The sequence below is a fragment of the Sorangium sp. So ce281 genome (assembly GCF_051527395.1).
GTDB lineage: Bacteria > Myxococcota_A > Polyangia > Polyangiales > Polyangiaceae > Sorangium > Sorangium cellulosum_B.
Window position 1 is genome coordinate 2,144,322 of record NZ_CP150322.1, and the last position, 24,291, is coordinate 2,168,612.

13 protein-coding genes are annotated in these 24,291 nt (G+C 73.1%); 1 reads left to right on the forward strand and 12 read right to left on the reverse strand.

The genetic code is table 11. The annotated features are described in order from the left end of the window. Positions 1-33: 33 nt before the first annotated feature. From WMF27_RS08130 to WMF27_RS08185, 12 genes are all read right to left on the reverse strand, one after another. The gene (locus WMF27_RS08130; RefSeq protein WP_437944060.1) at positions 34-1,728 is read right to left on the reverse strand and encodes a hypothetical protein; all 1,695 of its coding nucleotides are present in this window, start codon (positions 1,726-1,728) and stop codon (positions 34-36) included. 38 nt (positions 1,729-1,766) lie between these two features. Then, positions 1,767-2,798: a PEGA domain-containing protein gene (locus tag WMF27_RS08135; protein WP_437769485.1), complete on the reverse strand. Its 1,032-nt coding sequence runs from the start codon at positions 2,796-2,798 to the stop codon at positions 1,767-1,769. Positions 2,799-3,068: 270 nt separating this feature from the next. Then, positions 3,069-4,673, reverse strand: a complete 1,605-nt coding sequence (locus tag WMF27_RS08140) for a serine/threonine-protein kinase (RefSeq protein WP_437769484.1) — start codon at positions 4,671-4,673, stop codon at positions 3,069-3,071. Positions 4,674-5,018: 345 nt separating this feature from the next. Next, complete coding sequence (locus WMF27_RS08145) at positions 5,019-6,665, reverse strand: hypothetical protein (RefSeq protein ID WP_437769483.1); 1,647 nt, start codon at positions 6,663-6,665, stop codon at positions 5,019-5,021. Between the two features lie 32 nt (positions 6,666-6,697). Then, a complete protein-coding gene (locus WMF27_RS08150) occupies positions 6,698-7,777 on the reverse strand; it encodes a tetratricopeptide repeat protein (protein WP_437769482.1) in 1,080 nt (359 codons plus the stop codon). Between the two features lie 88 nt (positions 7,778-7,865). Continuing rightward, positions 7,866-9,224: a PGRS family protein gene (locus tag WMF27_RS08155; protein ID WP_437769481.1), complete on the reverse strand. Its 1,359-nt coding sequence runs from the start codon at positions 9,222-9,224 to the stop codon at positions 7,866-7,868. 257 nt (positions 9,225-9,481) lie between these two features. Beyond that, complete coding sequence (locus tag WMF27_RS08160) at positions 9,482-10,528, reverse strand: PEGA domain-containing protein (protein ID WP_437769480.1); 1,047 nt, start codon at positions 10,526-10,528, stop codon at positions 9,482-9,484. A gap of 11 nt (positions 10,529-10,539) precedes the next feature. After that, positions 10,540-12,312, reverse strand: coding sequence for a hypothetical protein (locus WMF27_RS08165; protein WP_437769479.1), 1,773 nt, complete (start codon positions 12,310-12,312; stop codon positions 10,540-10,542). Then, complete coding sequence (locus WMF27_RS08170) at positions 12,302-13,321, reverse strand: hypothetical protein (RefSeq protein WP_437769478.1); 1,020 nt, start codon at positions 13,319-13,321, stop codon at positions 12,302-12,304. Before WMF27_RS08170 ends, WMF27_RS08165 begins: the two co-directional genes overlap by 11 nt. Positions 13,322-13,577: 256 nt before the next feature. Next, positions 13,578-14,648, reverse strand: coding sequence for a tRNA (adenosine(37)-N6)-threonylcarbamoyltransferase complex transferase subunit TsaD (tsaD, locus tag WMF27_RS08175; protein ID WP_437769477.1), 1,071 nt, complete (start codon positions 14,646-14,648; stop codon positions 13,578-13,580). Further along, positions 14,636-15,226 carry a hypothetical protein gene (locus WMF27_RS08180; protein WP_437769476.1) on the reverse strand — a complete coding sequence of 197 codons (591 nt, stop codon included), beginning with the start codon at positions 15,224-15,226 and terminating at the stop codon, positions 14,636-14,638. Before WMF27_RS08180 ends, tsaD begins: the two co-directional genes overlap by 13 nt. Further along, positions 15,223-19,485, reverse strand: coding sequence for a HEAT repeat domain-containing protein (locus WMF27_RS08185; RefSeq protein WP_437769475.1), 4,263 nt, complete (start codon positions 19,483-19,485; stop codon positions 15,223-15,225). The genes WMF27_RS08180 and WMF27_RS08185 overlap by 4 nt, the downstream gene beginning before the upstream one ends. Positions 19,486-20,090: 605 nt before the next feature. On the opposite strand from WMF27_RS08185, the gene WMF27_RS08190 reads away from it, so the two are divergent. Further along, positions 20,091-24,101, forward strand: coding sequence for a serine/threonine-protein kinase (locus WMF27_RS08190; protein WP_437769474.1), 4,011 nt, complete (start codon positions 20,091-20,093; stop codon positions 24,099-24,101). Positions 24,102-24,291 lie beyond the last annotated feature (190 nt).

Below are 24,291 nucleotides of genomic sequence, written 5' to 3' on the forward strand. Positions count from 1 at the left end.
GGAGCAGACCGAGGCGGAGAGGCTGAGGGGCCCTTACGGCTCTGGCGCAGGCGGTGGAGACGCGAAGTCCAGGAGCGGGAGCGCTAGCCCCGGGGCGCCGTCCTGCGCGACGGCGCTGCCTTCGCCGCCGGCGCCGGCCGCGCCGAACTCGATTGTGGCGCCGTCGAGCGACGGGATGGTGTCCGACGTGCCCAGGAAGGCGATGCCGAGGGAATGGCCGCCCTGACCGCCGCCGCCCTTGCCGCCGGTGCCTCCCTGGCCTCCCTTCTCGCCGGCGCAGGCATTACGAATGGAATTGTTGGGGCCAAAATACTGGCCCACCCCGCCCGCCCCGCCGTTCCCACCCAACCCGCCGATCTGGCCGGTGTTGCCGTTGCCGCCTCGGCCGCCATCGCCAGCGATCAGGTGAACCTCATGGAACGTGAGTTTTGAGCTGAGGCTCACCAGGGCGATGCTGGACCCCCCTGGAGCGCCGCCCTTGCCGCCTGCACCGCCGCAGCCGCCTGCGCCGCCGTTGCCGCCGCTGGCGCCGCCATCGTTGGTATCAGGGCATTCGGTGCTCCCGCGGGAGCCTCCGCCGCCTCCACCGCCCTGGGCGGTCTTCCCGCGTTGGCCATCACCGCCGGGTTTACCGGCGTAGCCGGTGCTGGAGAGCTGGCCGACGCCGCGTGCTCCTGCGCCAGCTATGCCAAGGTCGCCGTCGCTACCCCTCCTGCCCGCGCTGCACGTCGCGGTTGAACTATTGTATCCCCCGGCATTGTCGTTGCTCTTTTCGTCTGGATAGCCAATGTCACCGGACGTCCCGCGATCATCCCGACCATTTCCTCCCCGACCGCCGCGCGAGTCGTCGGTGGTATCCAGGGCGGTGCCGCAATCATTCGTCTCCGGCGGCGCTGTTGCCACCGCAGCTGCCGAGCAAGCGGGATTGCCGTCGGTGCCGTCGGGTGCCTGTTCGCGCGGAGCAGGAGGCGCGGCCCCCGAGGCTCCGGGCGCCGCATCCCCTGCCTCGAGCACACACCGGACCAGGTCGACCTTGGAGTGATCGGCGATCGCTGCGATGGCGGAGGTCCCCGCGTCTTCCTCGACGATCGGCGGAGCGATGATATGGAGATCCTCCAGGTGCACCGCCCCGCCGACGACGCGCATCGTCAGCGGCACGGCTCCGGGCGTCGCCGTCAGCGTGGTCTTCGGTTGATCCCCCCACCGCCAGTTCGCGGTGCAATCGAGCGCGCCAAAGACGGTCACGCTCGAAGTCACGGTGAGCGTTTCCTCGAACTCCTGGGCGCACGCGTACACGCGTCGCGCCTGCTCGTCCTCGAGCTGCGCGGCGAGCGCGATGGCCTCGGCGAGCGTCTTCACCGGTGCCTCGGGCGTCCCGTTCCCGCCGTCGCTCGCCGTGGCCGACACGAACACGCCGCAGCTTGCATCCGCGGTCCAGCCCTGCTCGCTGGGCACGCACACCAGGGGCGGCGGCCCTCCCCCGGCTCCTCCGCTCCCCCCAGCTCCTCCGCTCCCGCCCGCGCCCGCGCCGCCGCTCCCCGCGGCGCCCCCGGTCCCTCCGGCGCCCACGCCTCCCGCTCCTCCTGCGTCACCCCCGTTGTCGCTGCAGAACATGGGCTTGTGCTTGCAATCGTCGTGGTTCGAGTACGGGAAGCAGCCAGCCAGATCAAGGCCGGCGGCCGTCGTTCCGAGGACGAGCAGCGCGGCGGTACGGGCAGTCCGAGGCATCAGCCATTCTCCATCGTCTTGAGTTCAGGTCCCGGTCGTCAGAACGCCCCACCCACCGAGAGACCCACGTCGTTGATTCCCACCCTGGGCGTCACCTGCACGCGCGCCTCGGGGCCGCTCACGAGGGCATAGATCAGCGTTCCGAGGCCGACCGTGCCGGCCCCCGCGAAGCTCCAGAACGCCACGTTGCTGTAGAGCGCGCTCTCGTCGACCGTTTGGCTTTGCTTTGTACACGCCGCTGGAGCGGGCCGGGCGGTGCACGGGTTCCGTTCTCCGGCGAGCAGCGCGGTCTTCTGCGTCTCGGCATCTCCGGCCCTGTTGTTCGCGAGCACCATGAAGAGCACGCCCGCCGCGGCGCCAACGCCGGTCGCGACCCCACCCGTGACGAGCGCCGCCGTCCTCCCGCTGCCCCGCGGCACCTCGGGAGCCGGCAAGCCGATCTGTTCCGCGCCGGCGCGCGTCGCGTCGGGCGCCGGGGTGCGCTGCAGATCGAGGACCACCGCCTCCGTCCCGCCCGCGGTCGCCTCGACCGAGCGCGTCTGCAGGACATACCCGTCGAGCTTCGCTCCGACCTCATGCGGCCCCGGGTCGAGGAACACGGGATCCGCGAGCGGCGCTCGCCCGACGATCGCCCCGTCGACGGTCACCTCGGCCCCGTCCGGCGCGACGCGGACCGTGACCTCCGCGACCTGCGCCCGCGCCTCCTGCAGCGACGCCTCCGCGCGCTGCCGCTCCTGGACCTTCGTCGCGGGGGCCTCGCGGAGGTAGCGCGTGAGGTACTCGGCCGCGTCGCGGGGCTTGCCCACCCGGAGGCAGGCCACGCCCAGGTTCGAGGCGATCTGGTAGTGCGGCTTGAGCCCCCACGCCGCCAGGAACGCAGCGTGCGCGTCGGCCCACTTCCCCGCGTTGGCCGCCTTCACCCCGTCTTCGAAGAGCTGGCGCGCCCTGTCCGTCAGCGCGTCGCTCTCCTGCGCCTCGGCCCGAGGGGCCGCTTGCTGTGCTCCGGCGGCAGGTGCCAGCAAGGCGACGGCGATGCTCAAGGTCCACAGCAGCGGGCGGTTCGTCGTCATGATGAGTCCAGCGGTGTTCCAGGGAGCTGCGGTTCGGAAGACGCGTACAGCCGTACTTTACCCACCCTGGAGCGCAAACCGTACTTCTTCCGCGCCGTGACGGAAGCTTTTGTCCACCCGTTCCACGCAGGGCGTGACGGTGCAGCGGCTCCGCAGCACGCCGCCCTGCCGCCGTGCTGCGCAGCGACGGCCTCGGCCCAGGGGCTTCCCGGAAGGAAAAGCGTGCTCTCGGAGCCCTGGAGACCGCTGCTCCCCGCCCTTCGACTTCCCTCAGATCCCCCAGCGCGGCTTCGCTTGCTTCGACGTCTGCGGCGGGCTGGGGGTTGTCGGCGGAGACGGTCGCCGAGGGGATGTGCTGTGGGGGGCGGGGCCGCTCGGGGCCTGTGTGCCGGCGGCTGGCGCAACAGGGCCGCGATCGTCGCTCGGCGCGCCCGTGCGACCCGCTGCCGGCGCGCCGGCGCGAACGGCCGCCGGCTCGCTGGGCGGCGTGGGATCTTGCGCTGATGGCTCGGAGGCGGTGTCCGAACCCGCATCCGTCGCCGGCACAGACGGCACGACGAGAGGTGCAGCGGTCGACGTCTCTGCAGCAAGGCGACTCGCAGGGGGCGCGGGCGGGGCGTCGCGGGGGGTGATCTCCGGGCCGGAGGCCGTGAGCTCGGCGGTCGCCGGGGCGTCTGCGGGAGAGGGAGGCTCGGCCTGCCCGCCATAGTACGCTCCGAGCATCACGCCGAGCCCGCTGACGGCAGCCGCGGCGCCCGCGGCGATGAGCCACGTCGTCCACGCGACGGAGCGGCGTCCACCGGACGGCCTGGCGGGATCGATCGTGCCAGTCAGCGTGCCCGCCGAGACAGCGCCCGCCAGCGGCGCCGGTGCCGGTGATGGAGCGAGCGGCCCGCCGGGGGTCGTGCCGCCTGGCCCCAGTGGCATCATTCCGGGCAGGGGCGTCGCCGCCCCTGGAACGAAGCCGGTGGGGGCCAGGGGGAACGGTCCGTGCGCGTCGGAGACGGACGACGCGAACCGCGGCGCGCCCGCGATGCGCGCGAACTCGTCGACCAGCTCGCGGACGGTCTGGAACCGGTGGGCCCGATCGCGCGCCAGCGCCCGGTGGAAGAAGGCGTCGATGGCCGGGGGCAGGCCGGGAGCGAGCTGGGTCGCGGAGGGGATCGGGTCGACGAGGATCCTGGTCATGACCTGCGCGAGCACGTCGCCGGGGAAGGGGAGGTATCCCGTGACCATGCGGAACAGGATGACCCCGAGCGCCCAGAGGTCGCTGCGCGCGTCGACGTCGCGCTCGGCGCGGAGCTGCTCCGGGCTCATGTAGTGGGGCGAGCCCATGACCTCGCCCGTCGTGGAGGCGTCGGCGACGAGCTTCGAGGTGGTCTCCTTGGCGATGCCGAAGTCGAGGAGCTTCACCATGTCCTCGTCCTCGCCGTCGACGCGCGCGAGGAAGAGGTTGGCGGGCTTGAGGTCGCGATGGACGAGGCCGGCGTCGTGCGCGCTGCGCAGGGCCTTGCCGGTCTGGGCGAGGATGCGATGCGCCTCCAGCAGCGGGAGGCGGCCGCGCCGCAGGAGGCGCGCGTTGAGGTCCTCGCCCTGGAGGAGCTCCATGACGAGGTACGGGACGCCCTCGTGAATGCCGAAGTCCTGCACCTTCACGACGTGCGGGGTCCTGAGCTGGGCGGCCGCGCGCGCCTCGCGCTCGAAGCGGGTGCGGAACGCGGGCGAGTTGGCGTAGGCCGGGTCCATGAACTTGACGGCGACCGGCGTGCCGAGCTGGAGGTGGTGCGCGACCCAGACCGAGCCCATGCCGCCGCGGGAGAGCGGGCGCTCGAGGCGGTACTTGTCGATGAGGACGGAGCCGGCGCCGAGGTGCATGGGCGGGAGTTCGGGAGGAGGGAAGAGGGTAGCGGATCCGGACGCGAGGGAGGAAGAGGATGAAGGCGAGCGAGGGAGGATCGGGTGGCGGCGGCTGGCGGAGGGAGGCGCGGGGCAGGCGGCGATGCGGTGGCGACCGGGATTCTCCCGATGCGGGCATGGCGGACGGAAGCTCCGGCGCGCGGCTGATGCTGAGGTCAGGGGTGCTGACAGCGTGTCTGTGCTCCTCTCAGTGGAGCGATGACACCTCGGGAAGCGGGCCGCGCCGAGCGACGCCGCTGGCGTGACCGCGGGGCCATCGGGGGAGCGCGAGACGCACGAGGGGCCATCGATGGGGCCATGGCGTCACGGGGAGGCGAAATCGAGCGTCGGCGCCTTGGCTCCGGGGGCGCCGTCGCCGTCGTTCCCGTCTCCCTCGCCGCCGAGGCCGGGCTCGCCGAGCTCGAAATGGAGGTCGTTCGCGTCCATGGGCGGCGGCGTGCCGCGAAAGGCGATGCCGATGGAGTGACCGCCGCGGCCGCCGCCGCCGCGGCCGCCCTGACCGCCCTGACCGCCGCGGCCCCCGTCGCAGGCGTCGTTAAGGCCGGAGGAGTCCGATAGTGCCTTGCCGCCCGGGCCGCCGGCGCCGCCATCGCCGCCGCGCTGCCCTGGAGCGCCGTCGCCGCCCTTGCCTCCGCGGCCTGTCTTCAGGGTGACATCGTGGAACTGGAGGGTGGCGTCGAGGCTGATGAGCGCGATGCTCGCGCCGCCCGCGCCGCCCCCGAGGCCGCCCTTGCCACCGCAGCCGCCCGCGCCGCCCGAGCCGCCGCTGGCGCCGCCGACTCCCTTGGCACTGGGGTCAGGGCAGGAACGCCCGGGGCTGGGAGTGTTGGGAACACCGCGGGCGCCGCCACCGCCGCCGCCACCCTGCGCCTTGGTTCCGGGCAGGCCGGGCAGGCCGCCTGCGCCGTCGTAGCCACCTCGTAAGAGGGTGCCGAGAGCCGTGGCCCCGCGGCCTGGCTCGCCGGGCATGCCATCTGCGCCGGCCTTGCCGGGGGCGCAGAGAGTTCCCCCTGCCGGCTGCCCGGCTCCGCCATTGGCCGAGTCACCCGGTGTGCCATCTCCGCCGTAGCCACCGCTGTTCGGCTGTCCTACTCCGCCGGCGCCGCCGATGGAGACCTCGCCCCCATCTTCGCAGTTGTTGACCGGCTCGGCGCCGCCGGAGATAACAGCAGCCGTACACCCACCTTCACCTGGGTTCCCATCGTCACCGCGCGTCGCGCTGTTCGTGTCCTGGCGTTGATCGGCGCCAGGCGCAGCATCACTTGCCTCAATCGTGCAGCGCGCCAGCGAGACCGTGACACCATCGGCCATCGCCGCGATGGACGACGCTCCGAACATCGCCGGATCCTCCGGGGGAATGGGGGCCGCAACGACATCGACGTCCTCCATCCGAACTTCTCCTCCCCCATGCATGGTGAGCGGGATGGCTCCAGGATCGGCCGTCAGCGTCGTTCGAGTCTGCTCGCCTATCCATCCCCAGCCGTTCTCGCAGTCGAGTCCACCAAACAGCGTCACAGCTGTCCGGATCTCGACCTTCTCTTCGAACGTCTCGGCGCACGCATACACGTTCTTCTTCGTGGCATCGGGGAGGGCGGTCGCGAGGGCGATGGCTTTCCTCAGCGACTTCACCGGCGCGTCCGGCGTCCCGGCGTTCTCATCGTCTCCGTCGAGCCTCACGAAGATACCACCACACAACGCGTCGGCCTTCCACCCTTCGCCCTCTTCTGGCACGCACTGCGGCGGCGGTCGCGGCTGTCCTCCGGCTCCGCCTTCTCCCTCGCTCCCGTGGCAGCCGAGGATGTCCGCGCAGCCGGTGGTGTCCTCTCCTTGGGAGCCCGCTTCGTCGGCCTCCTGAGGACGAGAGAACGGCCAGTCGCACCCGGCCTCGCCGGCGGCCACGGCCATCGTCGCTAGAAAGAGCACCGAGGCGACACGAGCGCGGCGACGCATAGTGCAAACTCCTCCTGTCCAGGAATGCGAGATCAGAGCTGTCCGGTGAGCGAGAGTCCGGCGACGCTCGGCCCCAGGAGCGGCGCTGCCCGCACGCCTGGCGCCACCTCAATCGGCTTCCTCGTCACGAGCCCATACACAAGCGTGCCAGCCCCGAACGCCCCGCCTGCCACGAAGCTCCAGAACGCCGCGTTGCTGAGATCAACCTTGGCATATACCGTATCCCTGAGGCCATTGCAGCCGGTCTGGCTCATGCCACGACAGGAAGATTCGCTGTACCCGTTGGCCAGCAACGCATCCTTCTTGTGCTCTGCCTCGCTCGCCCGCGCGTTGGCCATCACCGTGAGTATCGCGCCCGCCGCGACGCCAGCGCCAGCCGCAATCCCGCCTCCGACGAGCACCGCCGTCCGGACGTCATCTCGCGGCGTTATCAGTGCCGAGGAGATCGATGGGGCAGCGCGCTCAGTCACGCTTGAGGATGGCATGCGTTCGGCTGCCGGTTGCTCAACGGCCGGCAGCGCATCGATCGCGGCCTGATCAAGCTTGACGCGTTCTCTCGATCCCTCGGCCAGCTGGACGGCCCGGGTCAAGGGGCGGCGCCCAGGCGAGCGAACGACCAAGGTGTGAGCGCCTGGATCGCGCTGCACCGGGGTAGAACCCTGGATGGGCAGGCCATCGAGCGTTATCTCCAGCCCGGCAGGAACGGTACCCGTGACGTTGACTTCCACGGTCGGGGTGCGCGCTTCTAGCTCGGCCAGGTCCTGCGTTGCGCTGGCTTTCGCGTCGGCGAATGCGGGTGGAGCGGCGCGCGCAAGCTTTTCGTCCACGACGAGCCGATATACATCGCGCGCCTCGAGAAAGCGGCCGAGCTTGACGTAACAGCGCGCCACCATGAGCAGGAACGGGGGCGCGTGCGCTTTCGCCTCCGCGTCACGAAACGCCTGAAGCGCCTCGGTGTACCGGTCAGCCTCGTAGTGAGCCCATCCCAGCTCAGCGAGCGCGACAGCGGCTGCTTTGCTCTGCGCCGACACAGGACCGTCCTGCGCCGCCGCAGGCGACGTGCAGAGCAGGCCGACGAGGAGCAGGCTGGCCGCTGCAGAACGGTGGTTCATCGCCGCACTCTTACTCACGGATTGTCCTCGGGGAAAGAACGCGAGCCGGCGAGTTCACGAGACCAGGCAACCGCGGGGCACGGTGGCGTCACGGGGAGGCGAAATCGAGCGTCGACTCCTTGGCTCCGGAGGCGCCGTCGCCGTTGCTCCCGTCTCCCTCGCCGCCGAGGCCGGGCTCGCCGAGCTCGAAATGGAGGTCGTTCGCGTCCATGGGCGGCGGTGTGCCGCGAAAGGCGATGCCGATGGAGTGACCGCCGCGGCCGCCGCCGCCGCGACCGCCCGGACCACCCTGACCGCCGCGGCCCCCGTCGCAGGCGTCGTTAAGGCCGGAGGAGTCCGATAGTGCCTTGCCGCCCGGGCCGCCGGCGCCGCCATCGCCGCCGCGCTGCCCTGGAGCGCCGTCGCCGCCCTTGCCTCCGCGGCCTGTCTTCAGGGTGACATCGTGGAACTGGAGGGTGGCGTCGAGGCTGATGAGCGCGATGCTCGCGCCGCCGGCGGAACCCCCGAGGCCGCCCTTGCCACCGCAGCCGCCCGCGCCGCCCGAGCCGCCGCTGGCGCCGCCAACTCCTTTGGCGTCGGGGTCAGGACAGGAACGCCCGGGGTTGGGAGTGTTGGGAACACCGCGAGCGCCGCCACCGCCGCCGCCACCTTGCGCCGTGATTCCGGGCATGCCGGAAACGCCGGATAGGCCGGTGTAGCCACCTTGTGTGAGGGTACCGAGAGCCGTGGCCCCGGTGCCTGGCTCGCCGGGCGTGCCATTTGCGCCAGCGTCGCCGGGGCGGCAGAGTGTTCCTCCTGCCGTCTGCCCGGCTCCGCCATTGGCCGAGCCACCCGGTGTGCCATCACTGCCGATGACACCGTTGTTCGGCTGTCCTACTCCGCCGGCGCCCCCGATGGAGACCTCGCCCCCATCTTCGCAGTTGTTGACCGGCTCGGCGCCGCCGGGGATAACAGCAGCCGTACACCCACCTTCACCTGGGTTCCCATCGCCACCGCGCGTCGCGCTGTTCGTGTCCTGGCGTTGATCGGCGCCAGGTGCAGCATCACTTGCCTCAATCGTGCAGCGCGCCAGCGAGACCGTGACACCATCGGCCACGGCCGCGATCGACGACGCTCCGGATGTCAGAACCGATTCAGCAAGGACATGCACGTCCTCCATCCGAACTGATCCGCCCCCATGCATCGTGAGAGGGATGGTCCCGGCCTCGGCCGTCAGCGTCGTCCGCTTCTGATCGCCTATCCATCCCCAGCCGTTCGCGCAGTCGAGTCCACCAAACAGCGTCACAGCTGCCTGGATCTCGACCTTCTCTTCGAACGTCTCGGCGCACGCATACACGTTCTTCTTCGTGGCATCGGGGAGGGCGGTCGCGAGGGCGATGGCTCTCCCCAGCGACTTCACCGGCGCGTCCGGCGTCCCGGCGTTGTCATCGTCTCCGTCGAGCCTCACGAAGATCCCACCACACAACGCGTCGGCCTTCCACCCTTCGCCCTCTCCTGGCACACACTGCGGCGGCGGATCCGGCGGCCCTCCTGCCGTTCCGTCCGACTGGCAGTCATCCAGCAGCTCACCACTCAAGTCAAGGCACGGGGGGTGGCCGCATTGAGGCCCTATCGCTCCCATGGCCATCGTCCCCAGGAAGATCGCAGCAGCAAGATGGGCGCGACGACGCATAGTACGGCCTTCTCCCTTCGAAGTACGTAAGCTCAAAACCTTCCGCTGAACGAAAGCCCGGCAGTGCCCGGTCCGAGGAGCGGCGCCACGTGTGTGCCCGGGACCGTCTTCTGCGGCTCAGCGTTCATCGTCACCAGCCCGTAGACCAGCGTGCCCACCCCGACCGTTCCCCCCGCCACGAGACTCCAGAATGCGACGTTGCCCAGGTCGATCTCGTCGTACACTGCGTCTTTGAGGTCGCTACACCTGGGAACGTCCCCCTCGGGGCATCTCTTCTCGTCGCCCCATCGGGTTTTCAGCTCGTTCCTGACCTCTTCCGCGTGATCGGCTCGATTGCCGGCGAGCACCGCGAAGACCACGCCCGTGACGATGCCGGCGCCCGCCACGACCCCGCCCGCAACGAGCAACGGCGTCCGCAGTTCATTGCGCGGCGCCACCGGCGCCACCGGCTCCACCACGAAAGGACGCGCTCCCACGCCAGCGACCGGCGCCCGCTCCAGCTGCACCGTCACCGTCTCCGCACGGCCCGCCACCGCCGCGACGGGACGCGTCGCAGGCGCGTACCCATCGAGCTTCGCCCCGATCTCGTGCTCGCCCGGTGCCAAGAACACCCGATCCGGAAGCGGCGCCTTGCCCACCACCGCCCCGTCGACCGTCACCTCCGCCCCTGCCGGCGTCACCTGCACCGTCACGGAGGCGACCTTCGCGAGCGCCTCCTTCAGCGACGCCTCGGCGTTCTGCCGCTCGTTCACCTTGGTGGCCGGCGCCTCGCGCAGATACCGCGTCAGGTACTCTGCTGCGTCGCGGTGCTTGCCCAGCTTGAGGCACGCGACCCCCAGATTCGACGCGATCTGGTAATGTGGCTTGATCGCCCACGCCGCGAGGAACGACGCGTGCGCATCGGCCCATTTCCCCGCCGCCGCCGCCTGTCTCCCCTCTTCGTAGAGCTGTCGCGCCTTGTCCGTCAGCGCGTCGGTCTCGCCGGCGGCGGCCGCGGTGGCTGGCTGCTGCGCGCCCGCCGCCTGCGTCATCAACGCCACGGCCACGCCAAAGCTCCACAGCAGCGGTCGCTTCCTCATCGTCGGAGTCATCAAAACTCGGGCTTCCCTTCGGGGAGAGGCGGCACAGCAGCGTTCGACGGCGGCACCTTACCCCCTCTGGGCTTCGGGTCCAAGCGCCCCGGCGCGGCCCCACCTGCCTTGGTGTTCCTTGTCCGCCCGGATGGCTGCGTCTTCGGCGGAGGCACATCCGCCTGCGGCTTCGCCGTTACATCCGGCGGCGCCCACGGCGATGGCAGCGCGGTCGTGGCGGGCGAGCCTGTCGCCGCCGTCGACGTCGCGCCGGCCTCGGCGCTCGGCCTTGGCGCCGCCGCGCTCCCCGCGGGCGCCGCCACGCCCGGCCCCGTCGCTTCCGGCGTCGCCGTCCCGCCCCCGGGCGTCCCCTGCGATACCAGCACCGCGACCATGCCCGCCACGGCAACGAAGCCGAGCCCCGCGACCGCCCAGATCCACGTCCGCGACGACGCCGGCTTCTCCACAATGACCGGGATCTCGTCGCGCTCTTCCAAGCCGGCGGCCGGCATCGGCCCCGCCGGCGCGCTCCACGCCCCGCCGCTCGCCGCCCGCCCCGCAACGCCGCCCGCCGCCTGCGCCGGCACGGCATTCCCCGCCGCCGCCTGTCCCATCCGCACGGGCCCCGTGCCTCCGGCCTCGACCCCCGCCGCCAGCGCCGCGCTCCCCAGCAGCTTCTCCGAGTCGATGACCAGCGTCCCCTTCGGCCCAACCTGCTGCGACGCCGGCCCCGCCGGCCCCGCCCCCACACCCTTCTGCGACGGCGGCATCGACCCCGGCACCCGTCGCTCCTGCAGCGCCACCCCCGGCATCGCGCCCGCCACGCCCACCGGCGCCGTCCCGCCCTGCTGCGCCGCGAACCGCTCGCGCCATCCGCCGCCGAACTGCGGCTTCTCCTCCACCTCGGCCAGCGGCCGCGCCCCGAACATCCCCCGCGCGATCTCCCCCTCGTCCTCCGAGACCTCCTCGATCCGGAGCAGCACCCCGTGCCGGTCCTCCATCGTGACGTCCCGCTCCCGCACGAACCGCACCGATACCCCGCCCGGGATATCCGCCTCCCGCCCGCTCGTGATCGACGTCCACTTGATGTTCGACCGGTACAGCACCGTCGCGATCTTCGCCGCCGCGAGCGCGATCGACCCGAAGGGCTCATCCGGCTTGTGGACGATCACCACCCGCTTCGGCTGCGCCCCCTCGTCGGCCACCCAGTCCCACGTCGCGCCGCTCCGCCGGAGATACGGCAGATCGCCGAACTCCTCGACATACCGCTCCAGCACGTGCGCCACCCGCTCCGGCGCCTCCCGCACCGCACTCACGTACTCGCGGTAGAACATGCCCGCCGACGAGTTCAGCTCCGTCGCGTTCATCACGTGCCGGTAAAACGTCGCCGACGCCTCCAGCAGCGTCGCATACCCGAGGTCCCGATCCACCGCGACGATGCCGTGCGCGAACGGCGGGTTCCCCCGCCCGGCGTGGTCGACCGCCCCGCCGATCCGGAAGCCGAAGATGAGCCCCACCGCCCCGTGGCCAGGCTCGTGCTGCGTGTCATCCCTCGACAGATTGCCAATCGCGAACGCGTGCGTCGACCCCGTCGCAGGCTCGATGTACTTCATCAGCCGCGCAAGGTGGCTGAACTGCGTCGTCGTGAGGGGCCCTTGCGGCACCTCCGGGCAGTACATGAAGTCGATCTGGTGCCCCGGGATGTTCCCGTGCAGCACGTGATACCACGCCGCGTCCGCCGGCGCGCGGTACCGCGGGATCACATACCCCGACGCGCCCTCGCTACCGTACATTGGGCCTGACCTGCTGCGGCACCGGCGGGGCAGGGAGCGCCGCGGTCCGCGACAGCGCCGAATGCCCGCTGATGTCCTGCTTCATCCGCTGCAAGAGCTGCGGATCATACGCGTTCTTCGGGAGGATCTTCTCCACGAAGTGCGAGAACAGGTGATGCGTGCTGTGCCCGTAGCTCGCCGACCCGACGAGCACGCGAATGTCGATGTTGTTCTTGTACCGCTCCAGGCTGTCGATGAGCGTCTTGTAATACCCGCGCGCCTCCCGCTCCACATCGGCCGGCGTCCCGGACAGGACATCGGACTTGTTGATGAAGAGCACGACCGCCTTGCACGAGGCCAGCGTCTTCGGGCTGAAGAAGAACTGCAGCGACTGGGGCTGAAACTCCCGGAGCTGCTCCTGGATCCGCGACGGCTCGATCTTCTGACCGTCCTTGCCCGCCAGATCCACGACCATCAAGAGCCCATGGATCTCCTCCATGATGAGCTCCTGCTGCGCATCCACGATGTGCTCGCCGCCCCAGTCGCCGATCTCGAACACGTGCTCCGTCAACACCTCTTTCGTGAGGACGTGGCTGACGGTCCGCTCGTAACGCTCGATCTTCGTCCCCTGCAGCGTGCCCAGATCCACGAGGGGATTCGCCCACTTGAGCGTGAGCGACGTCTTGCCGGTCCACTTGATGCCGAGCGTCAGGATCTTGTACCGCTTCTGCGTGATCTTCGGCCGGCTCTCGAGCTCGCTCTTGTACCAGTCGATCTCCTTCTGCTGGGCGTCGAGCCAGTCGACCTTCTGCCGGTCCTCGCCCCGCGAGATCTCGAGCGCCTGCTGGAGCTGCCCGTACTGCGCCCGCAGCTGATCCAGCTGGCCCTTGGCCTGCCGGAGCGCCTCGATATGCTGGTTCGCGTCCTGGAGCTGCCGCTTCAGCTGCGTGGCCTGCATCAACAGGAACACGGCGCCCGCGCCGCACGCCACCGCGATCAACCCGAGCACTATCGGTAGAACAACCTGCATGGCTTACAATCCTCGCGCCCCGCCGGGCAGGCTATCCCGCCCTGTCCTGTCCCGCGCGGCCGGAAGAACGGCGAGCGCGGGCCGGCCTGAATCCTGAGAACGCATCAGACCACGGCTCGCCGCAGCGTACAAGTCCGAGGTAATCCCTAGCACGAGCCATTACTTCATCCTCCGCCATCGGGCACCATGTCCCCACACACAGGCGCCCCGCGCCCCCTCCGCTCCCCGCAGCGCTCACGCTACCGGCCTGTCCCGATCACCTCGCGCCACCGCCCTTGCGGGTCACCCGCGGCAGCGCCGTCCTCGTCTCCGGCGCGAGATCCAGCGTGTCCCGCTCCCCGGCCGCGAGCCGCAGCGCGCCCGCATACGCGATCATCGCCCCGTTGTCCGTGCAGCTCGCGAGGGGCGGCACGAACAGCGCGAGGCCCCGCCGCTCGCACGCCGCGGCCATCGTCGCGCGGAGCCCCTGGTTCGCCGCGACCCCACCGCCGAGGACCACCCGCCCGATCCCCTCGGCCCGCGCGGCCCGCACGGTCTTCTGCACGAGCGCGTCGACCACCGCCCCCTGGAACGCCGCGCACAGGTCGCGGAGCGCCTGCCCCTCCGGCCGCCCCCGCTTCGCCACGTGCCGCGCGACCGAGCTCTTGATGCCCGAGAAGCTGAACTCCAGCGACTCCTTGCGCGCCATCAGCGCCGGCACCGCGTCCGCCGCGGCCGCCGCGTCGCCCCCGGCCGCGAGCCGATCGACCACCGGCCCGCCCGGATAGCCGAGGCCGAGCAGCTTCGCCACCTTGTCGAACGCCTCGCCCGCCGCGTCGTCGCGCGTCGCGCCGAGCTCCCGGATCGCGCCGATCGCCGGGCCATCCACCCGGTAGATCGCCGTGTGCCCGCCCGAGGCGAGCAGCGCCACGTACGGGAACGACGGCCGCTCGCGCTCGTCGGAGGGCGGCGCGCCGCCCCGCCGCAGGAACACCGCGAGCAGGTGCCCCACGAGGTGATCGACGCCCACGAGCGGCTTGCCCGCGGCCCACGCGAGCCCCTTCGCGGCCTGCAGGCCGACGAGCAGCGCCCCGGCGAGCCCCGGCCGCGACGTCACCGCGATGCCGTCGAGATCCGCCGCCGAGACGCCCGCGCGCGAGAGCGCCTCGCGCACCACCGGGACCACCGCGCGCGCGTGATCGCGCGCCGCGACCTCGGGCACGACGCCCCCGTAAGGCGCGTGCAGCGCCACCTGGCTGCGCACGACGTCGGAGAGGACGTCGCCGCCCTCGGTGACCACCGCCGCCGCCGTCTCATCACACGATGTCTCGATCCCTAGAACCCGCATGTCCCTGTCTGTCGCGTCAGCCTGAAATTGCCAAACACCTGCCGCTGCCCCGCCGCCGCCGCCTCGCCCGACGCGAGCGGCGCCCGGCCAGGCCGGAGCAGGCGGACCTCGACCGACGCGTCCGTGCGCAGCGACAGCACCGCGAGCAGCGGCTCCGCCCCCGGCTCCGACGCGTCGACCGCGTAGATCGCGTTGCGCTCCCGGCCCTCCCCGAACTCCAGCCGCGACAGCGGATCGTGGGCGAGCGCGCCGATCGGCCGCAGCGGCGCGCCGTCGAGGAGGCGCCGCTCGGCCGAGGCCCCGTCGGGCGCCTCGTAGGTCCACAGCGCGCCCGGCGGCTCCGCCCCGTCGAGCGCGTCGGCGTCGAGCGTGAGCCGCATCTGCACCCGCGGGCTCAGGCCGGCGCGGAACGCGCCGCCCAGCGTGATCGCGCCGCAGTACGCCTCCCCGTCGACCGTCGAGAACCGGCTCAGGTCGTCGCAGCCGGCCGCCCCGCCGGCGCTCATCGCGCCGGCGAGGGCGAGCGGCGCGAGCCGCAGCGCGCGGCGCCGCGGCCCGGGCGGAGCGGCGCGGCTCAAGGCGCGGCGCTCCGCATCAGCTCGGCCGCGGTCTGGCGGACGCGCGGCTCGGGATCGCTCGCCGCGAGCTGCCGGAGCACCGGCGCCGCCGCCGCGCGGTCCGCGGAGGCCAGGGCGCGGGCCGCCGCCTCGCGCACCAGGGCGTACGCGTCGGCGCGGGCCGCCTCGCCGAGCGTCTCGGCGACCTGACCGGGCCTGCCGCCGCCCGCGCCCCCGCCCGGCGCGCCGAGCCGGCCCAGCGCCTCCGCCGCGCGCACGCGCAGCGGCCAGCTCGACGAGGTCCGCAGGAGCTCCGAGACGGCCGCGATCGTCGGCCCGTGCCGGACCGCGCCGAGCGCCGAGAGCGCCGCGCGCCGCACGCTCTCCTCGGGATCGCCGAGCGCGTCGACCACCGCGGCCTGCGCCTCCGGCTCGGGCCGGGTCGCGAGCAGCTCGACCGCGCGCGTGCGCACCTCGATCGCCGGGTGCCGCACGAGCGCCACGAACCCGCTCACGACCGCCGCCGCGATCCCCTCGACGGCGGCCTCCACCTGCCGCCTCGGCTCCGGTGCGAGCGCCGCGCGCCCGTCCGTGAACGGCGCGAGCCCGAGCGCCGCGACGCCCCCGCCGGCGCCGCGATCGCCGCCTGCCCCGCCCGACACGGCCGCGCCGCGCGACAGGATCGCGTCCGCGACGACCAGGGCCCGCTCGGGCGACGTCGCGACCGCGGCGACCGCGGCCTTCTGCAGCGCCGGGCCGAGCGCCACGAGCGCGGCCGCGCGATCCTCCGGGCCCGGCGGATCGGGGTCGAGCCCCGCGAGCACGCCCTTCACCGTCAGCGCGCCGTCCGGCACCGGGAGCGGCTCGCGCGTGCGCGGGTACGCGCGCCGCGTGAGCGCGACCGCCGCGGACACCGCCGCGGCGCGCAGCCCCTCGTCCGACGAGAACGCGCCGGCCGCGATCGCCTGGGCGGCCCCGCCCGCGGCGACCGCCTCGGCCTCGCCGGCGCCCCCGGGTCCCGCGCTGCCGCCGCCGTCGAGCCGCGCGAGCGTGAACAGCGCCGCGCGGCGGAGCTCCGGCTCGCTCGAGTCGGCGAGCGACATGAACAGCGCGGGCCCCTCGCCGCCGCCCGCGAGCTCGCCCAGCGCGCGGACCGCGGCGGCGCGCGGCACGGAGCCGGCCTCGGGCGCCCTCGCGACCGCGGACAGGGCCGCGGCGTGCTTGCGGTCGTGCGTCAGCCCGAGGCCGACCGCCGCGAGCGCCCGCACCTCCGGCGCCGGCGACGACAGGAGCCGCGCGAGCAGCGCCACCGCCTTCGCCGCCGGCCGACCGCCGCCCGCGGCGAGCCGCGCCACGCTCCACGTCGCGGCGACCGCGACCGCGTCGTTCGGCAGCACGCTCGCCGCCGCGTCGCGCGGCGCGAGCATCTGCTCGTAGCGCTCCAGCATGGCCGGGTCGCGCAGCGCGCCGCACGCGATCATCGCGCGGGCGCGCAGGCCCTTGTCGGCCTGGCCGACCGCGAAGTTGTAGAGCGCCGGCCCGGCGCCCTTGTTCTCGACGTAGGCCAGCACCTCGATCGCGACCTTCTGCTGCGACTCCTTCTCGTCCGCGAGCGCATCGAGCAGCGGCTTCACGGCGCGGGCGCCGATCTTCGCCAGCTCCGCGCGCGCCGCCGCGCTCGCCGCGCGGCCCTCGCCGCGGACCTTCTGCATCAGCGGGAAGGTCATCGCGCCGTAGAGCTCCACGAGCAGCCGCCGGTAGAGCGGCTTCTGCGGGTTGCCGACCGCGACCGGCAGGAGCTCGCGCTCGAGCACCTCGAGCGAGCCCCGGCCGAGGTTCACCTGCATCGACATCCGCGCCGCGCGCGCGACGAGCTCCTCGTCGTTCGACGCCCGCACCACCCGGCGGAAGAGCCGGTCGGCCTCCTCGGCCTGCCCCGCGGTGAGCAGCAGCTCGGCGAGGTCGAAGTACACGGGGAACAGCCGGTCGTTCTTCGCGAGCGCCTGCCGGTACTCGGCGATCGCGCGCGGGAAGTCCTGCCGCCGGCGGTACATGTCGCCGAGCTTCTGGTGGCCGCTCGCGTCCTCGGGCGACAGCTCGACGGCCCGCGCGGCGTACCGGATCGCGTCGTCGTCGCGGTACAGCTCCGCGGCGTACTGCGCCATGCGCTGGTAGAACTCGCGGGCCCGCTTCGGGTTCACCTCGACGAGCTTGGCCAGCACGTCGATCGCGCCGAGGAGGTTCTGCTGGAGCACGAGCACGCGCTCCAGCGCGAGGAGCGAGTCCTCGTCGCCCGGCGCGGCCTGGACCAGCCTCCGGAGCGTGGCCTCGGCGTCGGGCAGCCGGTGCAGCTTGCGCTGCACCTCCGCGAGCAGCCGCCCCGCCTCCAGGTCGGGCGGGGTCGCGTTGAAGCGCGCGGCGAGCGGCGCGACGCGGCTCGGCAGCTCGTGGGTGAGCGACCAGAGGCTGACGATGTGGGTGCGCGCCTCGCGCGCGAGCAGCTTGTCGTTGCCCGCCCCGGCGAGCAGCTGCTCCCAGAGCTCGCGCGCCTCCGCGTAGCGCGGCCCCGCGTTGCCGAGCGCGCTCGCGGTGCGCTCCAGCGCGATCGCGAGCGCCTTCTTGTAGCGGCTGTTCGCGGGCTCGAGCTGCGCCGCCTCCCGGAGCGCGGCGAGCGCCTCCGCCACCATGTCGTGGTCGAGGTACACCTCCCCGAGTGTGGCCGCGGCGCGCGCCCGGCTCGGCACGACCTGCTTGATGCGCGCCCACGTCTCCAGCGCCTTCTTCTTGTCGCCGGCCTGGAAGTACCGGTCCCCCAGGTCGACGAGGTGGCTCGGATCGCCGCCCGCGGCCCCGGCGAGCCGCTGGAGCACCTTGAGGGCCCGGTCCTTCTCCTCCACCCGCTCGTAGAAATCGGCGACGGCCGCGAGCGTCTCGGCCTCGTCCGCGACGCGCCCCTCGAGCTGCGTGAGCAGCGCGAGCGCCTTGGGCCGGTCGCCCCGCTGGATGAGCGTCTCGCACAGCTCGAAGACGAAGTCCGCGTTGCCCGGGGCCGCCTTGATCAGGAGCTCGTACTCGCGGATCGCGGCGTCGAGCTCGCCGGCGGTCTGGAGCAGGTGGACGAGCCGGAGCCGCGTGTCGATGTGCTTGCCGTCGAGCGCGAGGGCCTTCCTGTAGATCCCGATCGCCTTGTCGACGTCGCCGGTCTCCTCGTACAGGGCGCCCAGGGTCGCGAGCCGCTGGGAGTCCTGCCCCTTCTCGGCCTCGAGGATCGCGATGAGCTCCGCGAGCTTGCCCTCGGCGCGGAACGCGTCGGTCATGATGAGCAGGATCTCGGCCCGCACCCCGGCGGCGCTGCCGGCGATGGCGAGCGCCCGCTTCAGCACGGCGAGCGCCTCGTCCATCTTCTTCTGCTTGGCGAGCGCCTGCCCGAGATCGCGCAGCGCCGGCGCGAGCGCCCGGTTGTCGCCGGCCGCGGCCTTCACGAGCTCGCGGAACTCGGCCTCGGCGCGCGCGTGGTGCCCGCGCGCCGAGAGCTCGCGCCCGAGCTCGGCCTTCACGAAGAGCGAGCCCTGCGCGTTCTTCACGAGCGCGTCGTGCTGCGCCTTGGCCGCCTCGAAGTCGGAGAGGTCGAGGCAGAGCGCGAGCAGCGTGCGCCGGGTCTGCTCGACGTCCGCGGGGACCTTGAGCAGCGGCAGCGCCTTCTCGTAGTGCGCGCGCGCGCGGGCCTTGTCGCCGCGATCCGCCTCGAGCTGGGCGAGCGCCATCATCGCCGCCGGGTCCCCGGGCCGGTCCGCGATGGCGGCCTCGTAGGTCTTGATCGCGTCGTCGTAGCGCCCGTCCTGCTTGTAGACGCCGGCGAGCACGACCTTGGAGGCCCAGGCGTCGGCCCCGGGCTGCGCGGCGCGGCGCTCGAACTCCTCGACGAGCTTCTTCAGGTTCCCGTCGCGCTCGCGGTAGAGCTGGGCGAGGCGCTGGAGCGGGAAGGGCGCGCTCGGCTGGCTCATGACGATGGCCGTGTAGCGCGCGATCAGCGCGTCGCTCGACGGGCCGCCCCGCTTCCCGTCGCCGGTCGCGGCCGGCTCCGGCTTGGCCTGCGGCGGCTTCGCGGGCTTCGGCCGCGCGGGGCCAGGCTTGCCGCCGCCGGGCTTCGGGGCCTTCGGCCTGGGCCGCTTGCCGCGGCCGGACGGATCGAAGTCCGCTGCCTCGGCGCGCGGGATCGCGAGCGTCGCGGCCGCGGGGATCAGGACCGCGAGGCAGCCGGCCAGAACGTGGGATCGCACCCGGGTAGGGTAGATCGACGGTGCGCGGCGGGCCACGCGGAGCTGCGGCGGCGCCGGGAACGGGCGCGATCGGGGCTTCGGAGGTGCAGCGCCTCGACAGCCAGCATCAACGGCTGCTGAAGAGCGACCGCTCTTCCCGGATGAGCGGCGACACGACGAGCACATGCTCCTCGGAGAGATCTCGGAGGAAGACTGCCGTGGCTCACCGAGAGAGCCGTCCGAGCACGTCGCGCGCCATCACGGCCGCAAGGTGGTCCTCCTGAACGACGACGAGGACACCCCCATCCGGTCCGGTGACTCGAATGGATTTCTCGACGAGGTGACGCTGTTGACTCGGCGCCGAGGACGGAGGACACGCGTCGGGCCAATCGACTCGGGCAGACGTCGGGCACATCGCTGTTCGTATGTGGTGAGGCGCACAACCCCGGATCCGCCCTCGCCGCGAACTCACCGCGCCGCGGTCCCTGACGTTGCCTTGCTTACCGCACAATTTGCTGACGGGGAGCGCTGCAGTTCTGGATATCCTCGGTCACTGCGATGAGCTCGTCCGAAGCACCCCACAGGCGAGCGCTGCGGCTCTCTGAGTCGTCTCAGGGGTACCGCTGATGCGCGCTGGTGACCTCGTCGCCGACCGCTTCGAGATCGAAGGGCACGCGACCTCCGGCGGCATGGCGCAGATCTTCCGCGCCCGTGATCGGCTCACGGGCGAGCCGGTCGCGCTGAAGATCCTCCAGCGCACGGGCCCGCAGGAGTCGCACCGCTTCCGCCGGGAGGCTCACGCGCTCGCCGCGCTCCGCCACCCCGGGGTCGTCGGGTACGTCGCCCACGGCACGACCGAGGGGGGCGAGCTCTACCTCGCCATGCAGTGGCTCTCCGGCGAGACCCTCGCCGAGCGCCTGCTCCGCGAGCCGCTCGCCGTCCCCGAGAGCCTCTCGCTGGGCGTGCGCGTCGCCTCCACGCTCGGCGCCCTCCACCGGCTCGGCGTCGTCCACCGCGACCTCAAGCCGAGCAACCTCCTGCTCGTCGGCGGCTCCGTCGACGAGGTCACCCTGCTCGACTTCGGCGTCGTGCGCGTCGCGGAGGCAGGCCAGGAGCTCACCATGCCCGGCGTGATGCTCGGCACCCCCGGCTACATGGCCCCCGAGCAGGCGCGCGGCGAGGTCGCCATCGACGCCCGCGCCGACGTCTTCGCCCTCGGCTGCATCCTCTACCGCTGCCTCACCGGCCGGCCCCCGTTCGTCGGCAACGACGGCCTCTCCGTGCTCGTGAAGGTCCTCCTCGAGGATCCGCCGCGGCTCCGGGAGCTCCGCGGCGAGGTCCCGGCAGCGCTCGACGACCTCGTGACGCGCATGCTCGCCAAGGCCCCGCGCGACCGCCCCCGCGACGGCGCGGCCGTGGCCGCCGAGCTCGGGTCGCTCGGCGATCTCGCGCCGGCCTCGCGGCGCGGCCTCCCCCTGCCCATGGGCGGCCCCACGCCCGAGCTGACGACCGGCGAGCGCCGGATGATCTGCCTCCTCGTCGCCCGCGACGGCGCGCTCGACAGCGACGCTACCCGGTCCGAGGGCGAGGACGCGCTCCGCGTGCGCGCGCTCAGCGCCCTGGCCGAGCGCCACCAGGGCCGCCTCGAGATCATCGAGGCGCGCTCTCCCGTCGTGGTGCTGTCCGGCCTCGTCGCGCCGACCGATCTCGCCGCCCGGGCGGCGCGGTGCGCGCTCGCGATGCAGGTGCTGCTCGGCGGCGCGCCCGTCGCGCTCGTCTCGGGGCGCGCCGAGATCACCGCCCGCTCGCCCATCGGCAAGCTCATCGATCAGGCCGCCGCGCTGCTCGCCGGCGACGAGGCGCGGCTCGGCGTGGTCCGCATCGACGAGGTCACGGCCGGCCTGCTCGGCGCGCGGTTCGATGTCGGGTCGGATCACGCGGGCCATCTCCTGCGCGGCGAGTGCGACGACCTCGAGGCGGTGCCGCGCCTCCTCGGCAAGCCGACGCCATGCGTGGGCCGTGACCGCGAGCTGTCGCTCCTGGAGGCGACGTTCGTCCAGTGCATCGAGGAGCAGACCCCGTCCGCGGTGCTGGTGACGGCCCCCGCCGGCATGGGCAAGTCGCGCTTGCGCGTCGAGCTGCTCCGGCGCCTCCGAGCGCGGGACGAGCCCATGGCGGTCTGGGTCGCGCGCGGCGACCCCATGAGCGCCGGCTCTGCCTTCGGCCTCCTGGCGCAGGTGCTCCGCCGCGCGCTCGGCGTCGCCGACGGCGCGCCGGCCGCGGCGGTGCAGCGCAGGATCCGCGAGCGCGTCGATCGCCACGGCGAGCGCGGCGCCCACGTCGCGCCCTTCCTCGGCGAGCTCGTGGGGACACCCTTCCCGGACGAGGCCAGCGAGGCGCTCAGGGCGGCGCGGCGGAGCTCCGTGCTCATGGGCGATCAGCTGCACCTCGCGTGGGAGGAGTTCCTGCGCGCCGAGTGCGCGGCGCAGCCGGTGCTGCTCGTCCTCGAGGACATGCACTGGGGCGACCTGCCCACCGTCGGCATGATCAACAGCGCCCTCCGCAACCTGCGCGACGCGCCCCTCATGGTGCTGGCGCTCGGCCGGCCCGAGGTGCGCGAGGTGTTCCCGAAGCTGTGGGCCGGCCGCGGCGTCCAGGAGATCGAGCTCACGGGGCTCTCGCGCCGCGCCAGCGAGCGGCTCGCGCGCCAGGCGCTCGGCGGCGCCGTCACGGAGGAGATCATCGGCACGCTGGTCGAGCGGGCCGACGGCAACGCCTTCTTCCTGGAGGAGCAGATCCGCGCTGCCGCCGAGGGGCGAGGGGCCGCGCTGCCGGAGACGGTGCTGGCGATGGTGCAGGCGCGGCTGGAGGCGCTCGATCCCGAGGCGCGGCGCGTCCTCCGGGCGGCGAGCGTCTTCGGCCAGAGCTTCCGGCCCGCCGGCGTCGCCGCGCTGCTCGGCGGCGCCGACGCCGAGGTGGCGGTCCGGCTCGCCGAGCTCGTCGAGCGCGAGGTGATCGTCCCGAGGCGGCCGCCTGGCCGGGGCGGCGCGCCTGGTGAAAGCCTCTCCTCCATGTCGTCCGCGCGCGGGGGGCCCGGGGACGGGCCCGGGCGCGAGGCCCCGCCGGCGTGCCGTGCCGGGGCGCCCGAGCCTGGCCCGCCGATCGAGGCGGGCGCGGACGACGCCGAGTACAGCTTCCGGCACGGCCTTGTGCGGGAGGCGGCGTACGGGGCGCTGACGGAGTACGACCGGCGGCTCGGCCACCGGCTGGTGGGCGAGTGGCTCGAAGGGGAGGGGAAGGGCGACGCGGCGGAGCTCGCGGAGCACTTCGAGCGCGGCGCCGAGCCGGGGCGCGCGGCGGCGTGGTACCGGCGCGCGGCGGAGCAGGCGCTGCGCGGCAACGATCTCCTCGCCGCGATCCGCCACGCCGAGCGCGGCCTCGCGTGCGGCGCGACCGAGGCAGGGGCGGGCGGGCTGCTCCTCGTCGACGCGGAGGCCCGCGTGTGGCGTGGCGATTTCGCCGTCGCCGAGCAGCGCGCGCTCGACGCCGTCGCGCTGTTCGAGCCGGGCTCGCCGTCCTGGTACTCCGCCGTGACCTGGGTGGTCACGGCCGCTGGCAAGCAGGGGGCCTTCGATCGCGTGGAGTCCTGGGTAGCGACGGCGCGGGGCGCATCGCCCCGCGAGGGCGCGCTGACCGGGAGGGACATCTGCCTCGTCGAGGGGGCCAACTGGCTCGCCTTCGGCGGCCGCTACGCGGTGGCGGACGGGATCATCGAGGCCCTCGAGCGCAGCGGGGAGGAGGAGCGGCCGCTCGACGTCGAGGTGCTCGCCAGGCTCTACGAGGCGCGCGCCATCCGCACCATGACCTCCGGCGATCTCGGCGCCTGCCTCGACGGCATCGAGGAGGCGCTCGCGGTGTTCGAGCGGAGCGGCGACCGCCGCAACGCGTGCTCGCTGCGGGTGAACCTGGGCGCCATCACCATGGAGCTCGGGGACTACGAGGGGGCCGAGGCCGCGCTGCGCGCCGCGCTCCGCGCGGCGGAGCAGATGGAGCTCACGGATCTGGCCGCGGTCGCCCGCACCAACCTGGGCAACGTGATGAGCGCCCGCGGCAATCTCGACGAGGCCCGGCGGGTCCAGGCCGAGGCGATCGCGACGTTCCAGCGGCTGGGCGATCCGCGGGCCGAGGGGATCGCCCGCGCCTACCTGGGGAAGGCGGCGCTGCTCGGCGGCGATCTCGGCGCCGCCGAGGCCGAGGCCCGCGCGGCCGCGGAGCTCCTGCGGAGCGCGCCGCCGATGCGCGCGGCGGCGTGGGCGCTCTCCGCGCGGGTCCTGCTCCGGAAGGGCTGCGCCGAGGAGGCGCTCGCCCTCTCCGGCGACGCGCTCTCCCTCCTGGAGTCGCTCGGCGCGGTCGAGGAGGGCGAGTCGCTGATCCGGCTCGTGCGGGCCGAGGCGCTCTTCGCGAGCGGCCGGCAGGCCGAGGCGCTCGACGCGCTCGCGCGGGCGCGCCGCAGCGTGATGTCCCGTGCCGGGCAGATCTCGAATCCTCGCTACCGGGATCGGTTTCTGTCTGCGCTCGACAACGGCGAGACGCTCGCGCTCGCGGCGCGCTGGCTCGGCGACAGAGACGCTCCATGAACTCGCGCTTCGTCGCGCGTGGGATTCCCTGCTCGCGGCTCTTCCAGGAGCCGTGCGTTGCCCACGCGCGCGCCTGAACGACCGGTTTCTCGCCGTTCTCACGACGTCACCGCAGGCGCGGAATTTTAGGGTTCCTCCGGAAAAGTCGTTGAGGAAACTCCTGATGCGTGTTTCATTTGTGAGGAGGGGG

Excerpts from the sequence above, each read along its gene's own strand:
- tsaD (WP_437769477.1), bottom strand. The coding sequence starts at position 14,648 with ATGCGGGTTCTAGGGATCGAGACATCGTGTGATGAGACGGCGGCGGCG.
- WMF27_RS08150 (WP_437769482.1), bottom strand. The coding sequence starts at position 7,777 with ATGAACCACCGTTCTGCAGCGGCCAGCCTGCTCCTCGTCGGCCTGCTC.
- WMF27_RS08140 (WP_437769484.1), bottom strand. The coding sequence starts at position 4,673 with ATGCACCTCGGCGCCGGCTCCGTCCTCATCGACAAGTACCGCCTCGAG.
- WMF27_RS08160 (WP_437769480.1), bottom strand. The coding sequence starts at position 10,528 with ATGAGGAAGCGACCGCTGCTGTGGAGCTTTGGCGTGGCCGTGGCGTTG.
- WMF27_RS08145 (WP_437769483.1), bottom strand. The coding sequence starts at position 6,665 with ATGCGTCGCCGCGCTCGTGTCGCCTCGGTGCTCTTTCTAGCGACGATG.
- WMF27_RS08170 (WP_437769478.1), bottom strand. The coding sequence starts at position 13,321 with ATGCAGGTTGTTCTACCGATAGTGCTCGGGTTGATCGCGGTGGCGTGC.
- WMF27_RS08190 (WP_437769474.1), top strand. The coding sequence starts at position 20,091 with ATGCGCGCTGGTGACCTCGTCGCCGACCGCTTCGAGATCGAAGGGCAC.
- WMF27_RS08130 (WP_437944060.1), bottom strand. The coding sequence starts at position 1,728 with ATGCCTCGGACTGCCCGTACCGCCGCGCTGCTCGTCCTCGGAACGACG.
- WMF27_RS08165 (WP_437769479.1), bottom strand. The coding sequence starts at position 12,312 with ATGTACGGTAGCGAGGGCGCGTCGGGGTATGTGATCCCGCGGTACCGC.
- WMF27_RS08135 (WP_437769485.1), bottom strand. The coding sequence starts at position 2,798 with ATGACGACGAACCGCCCGCTGCTGTGGACCTTGAGCATCGCCGTCGCC.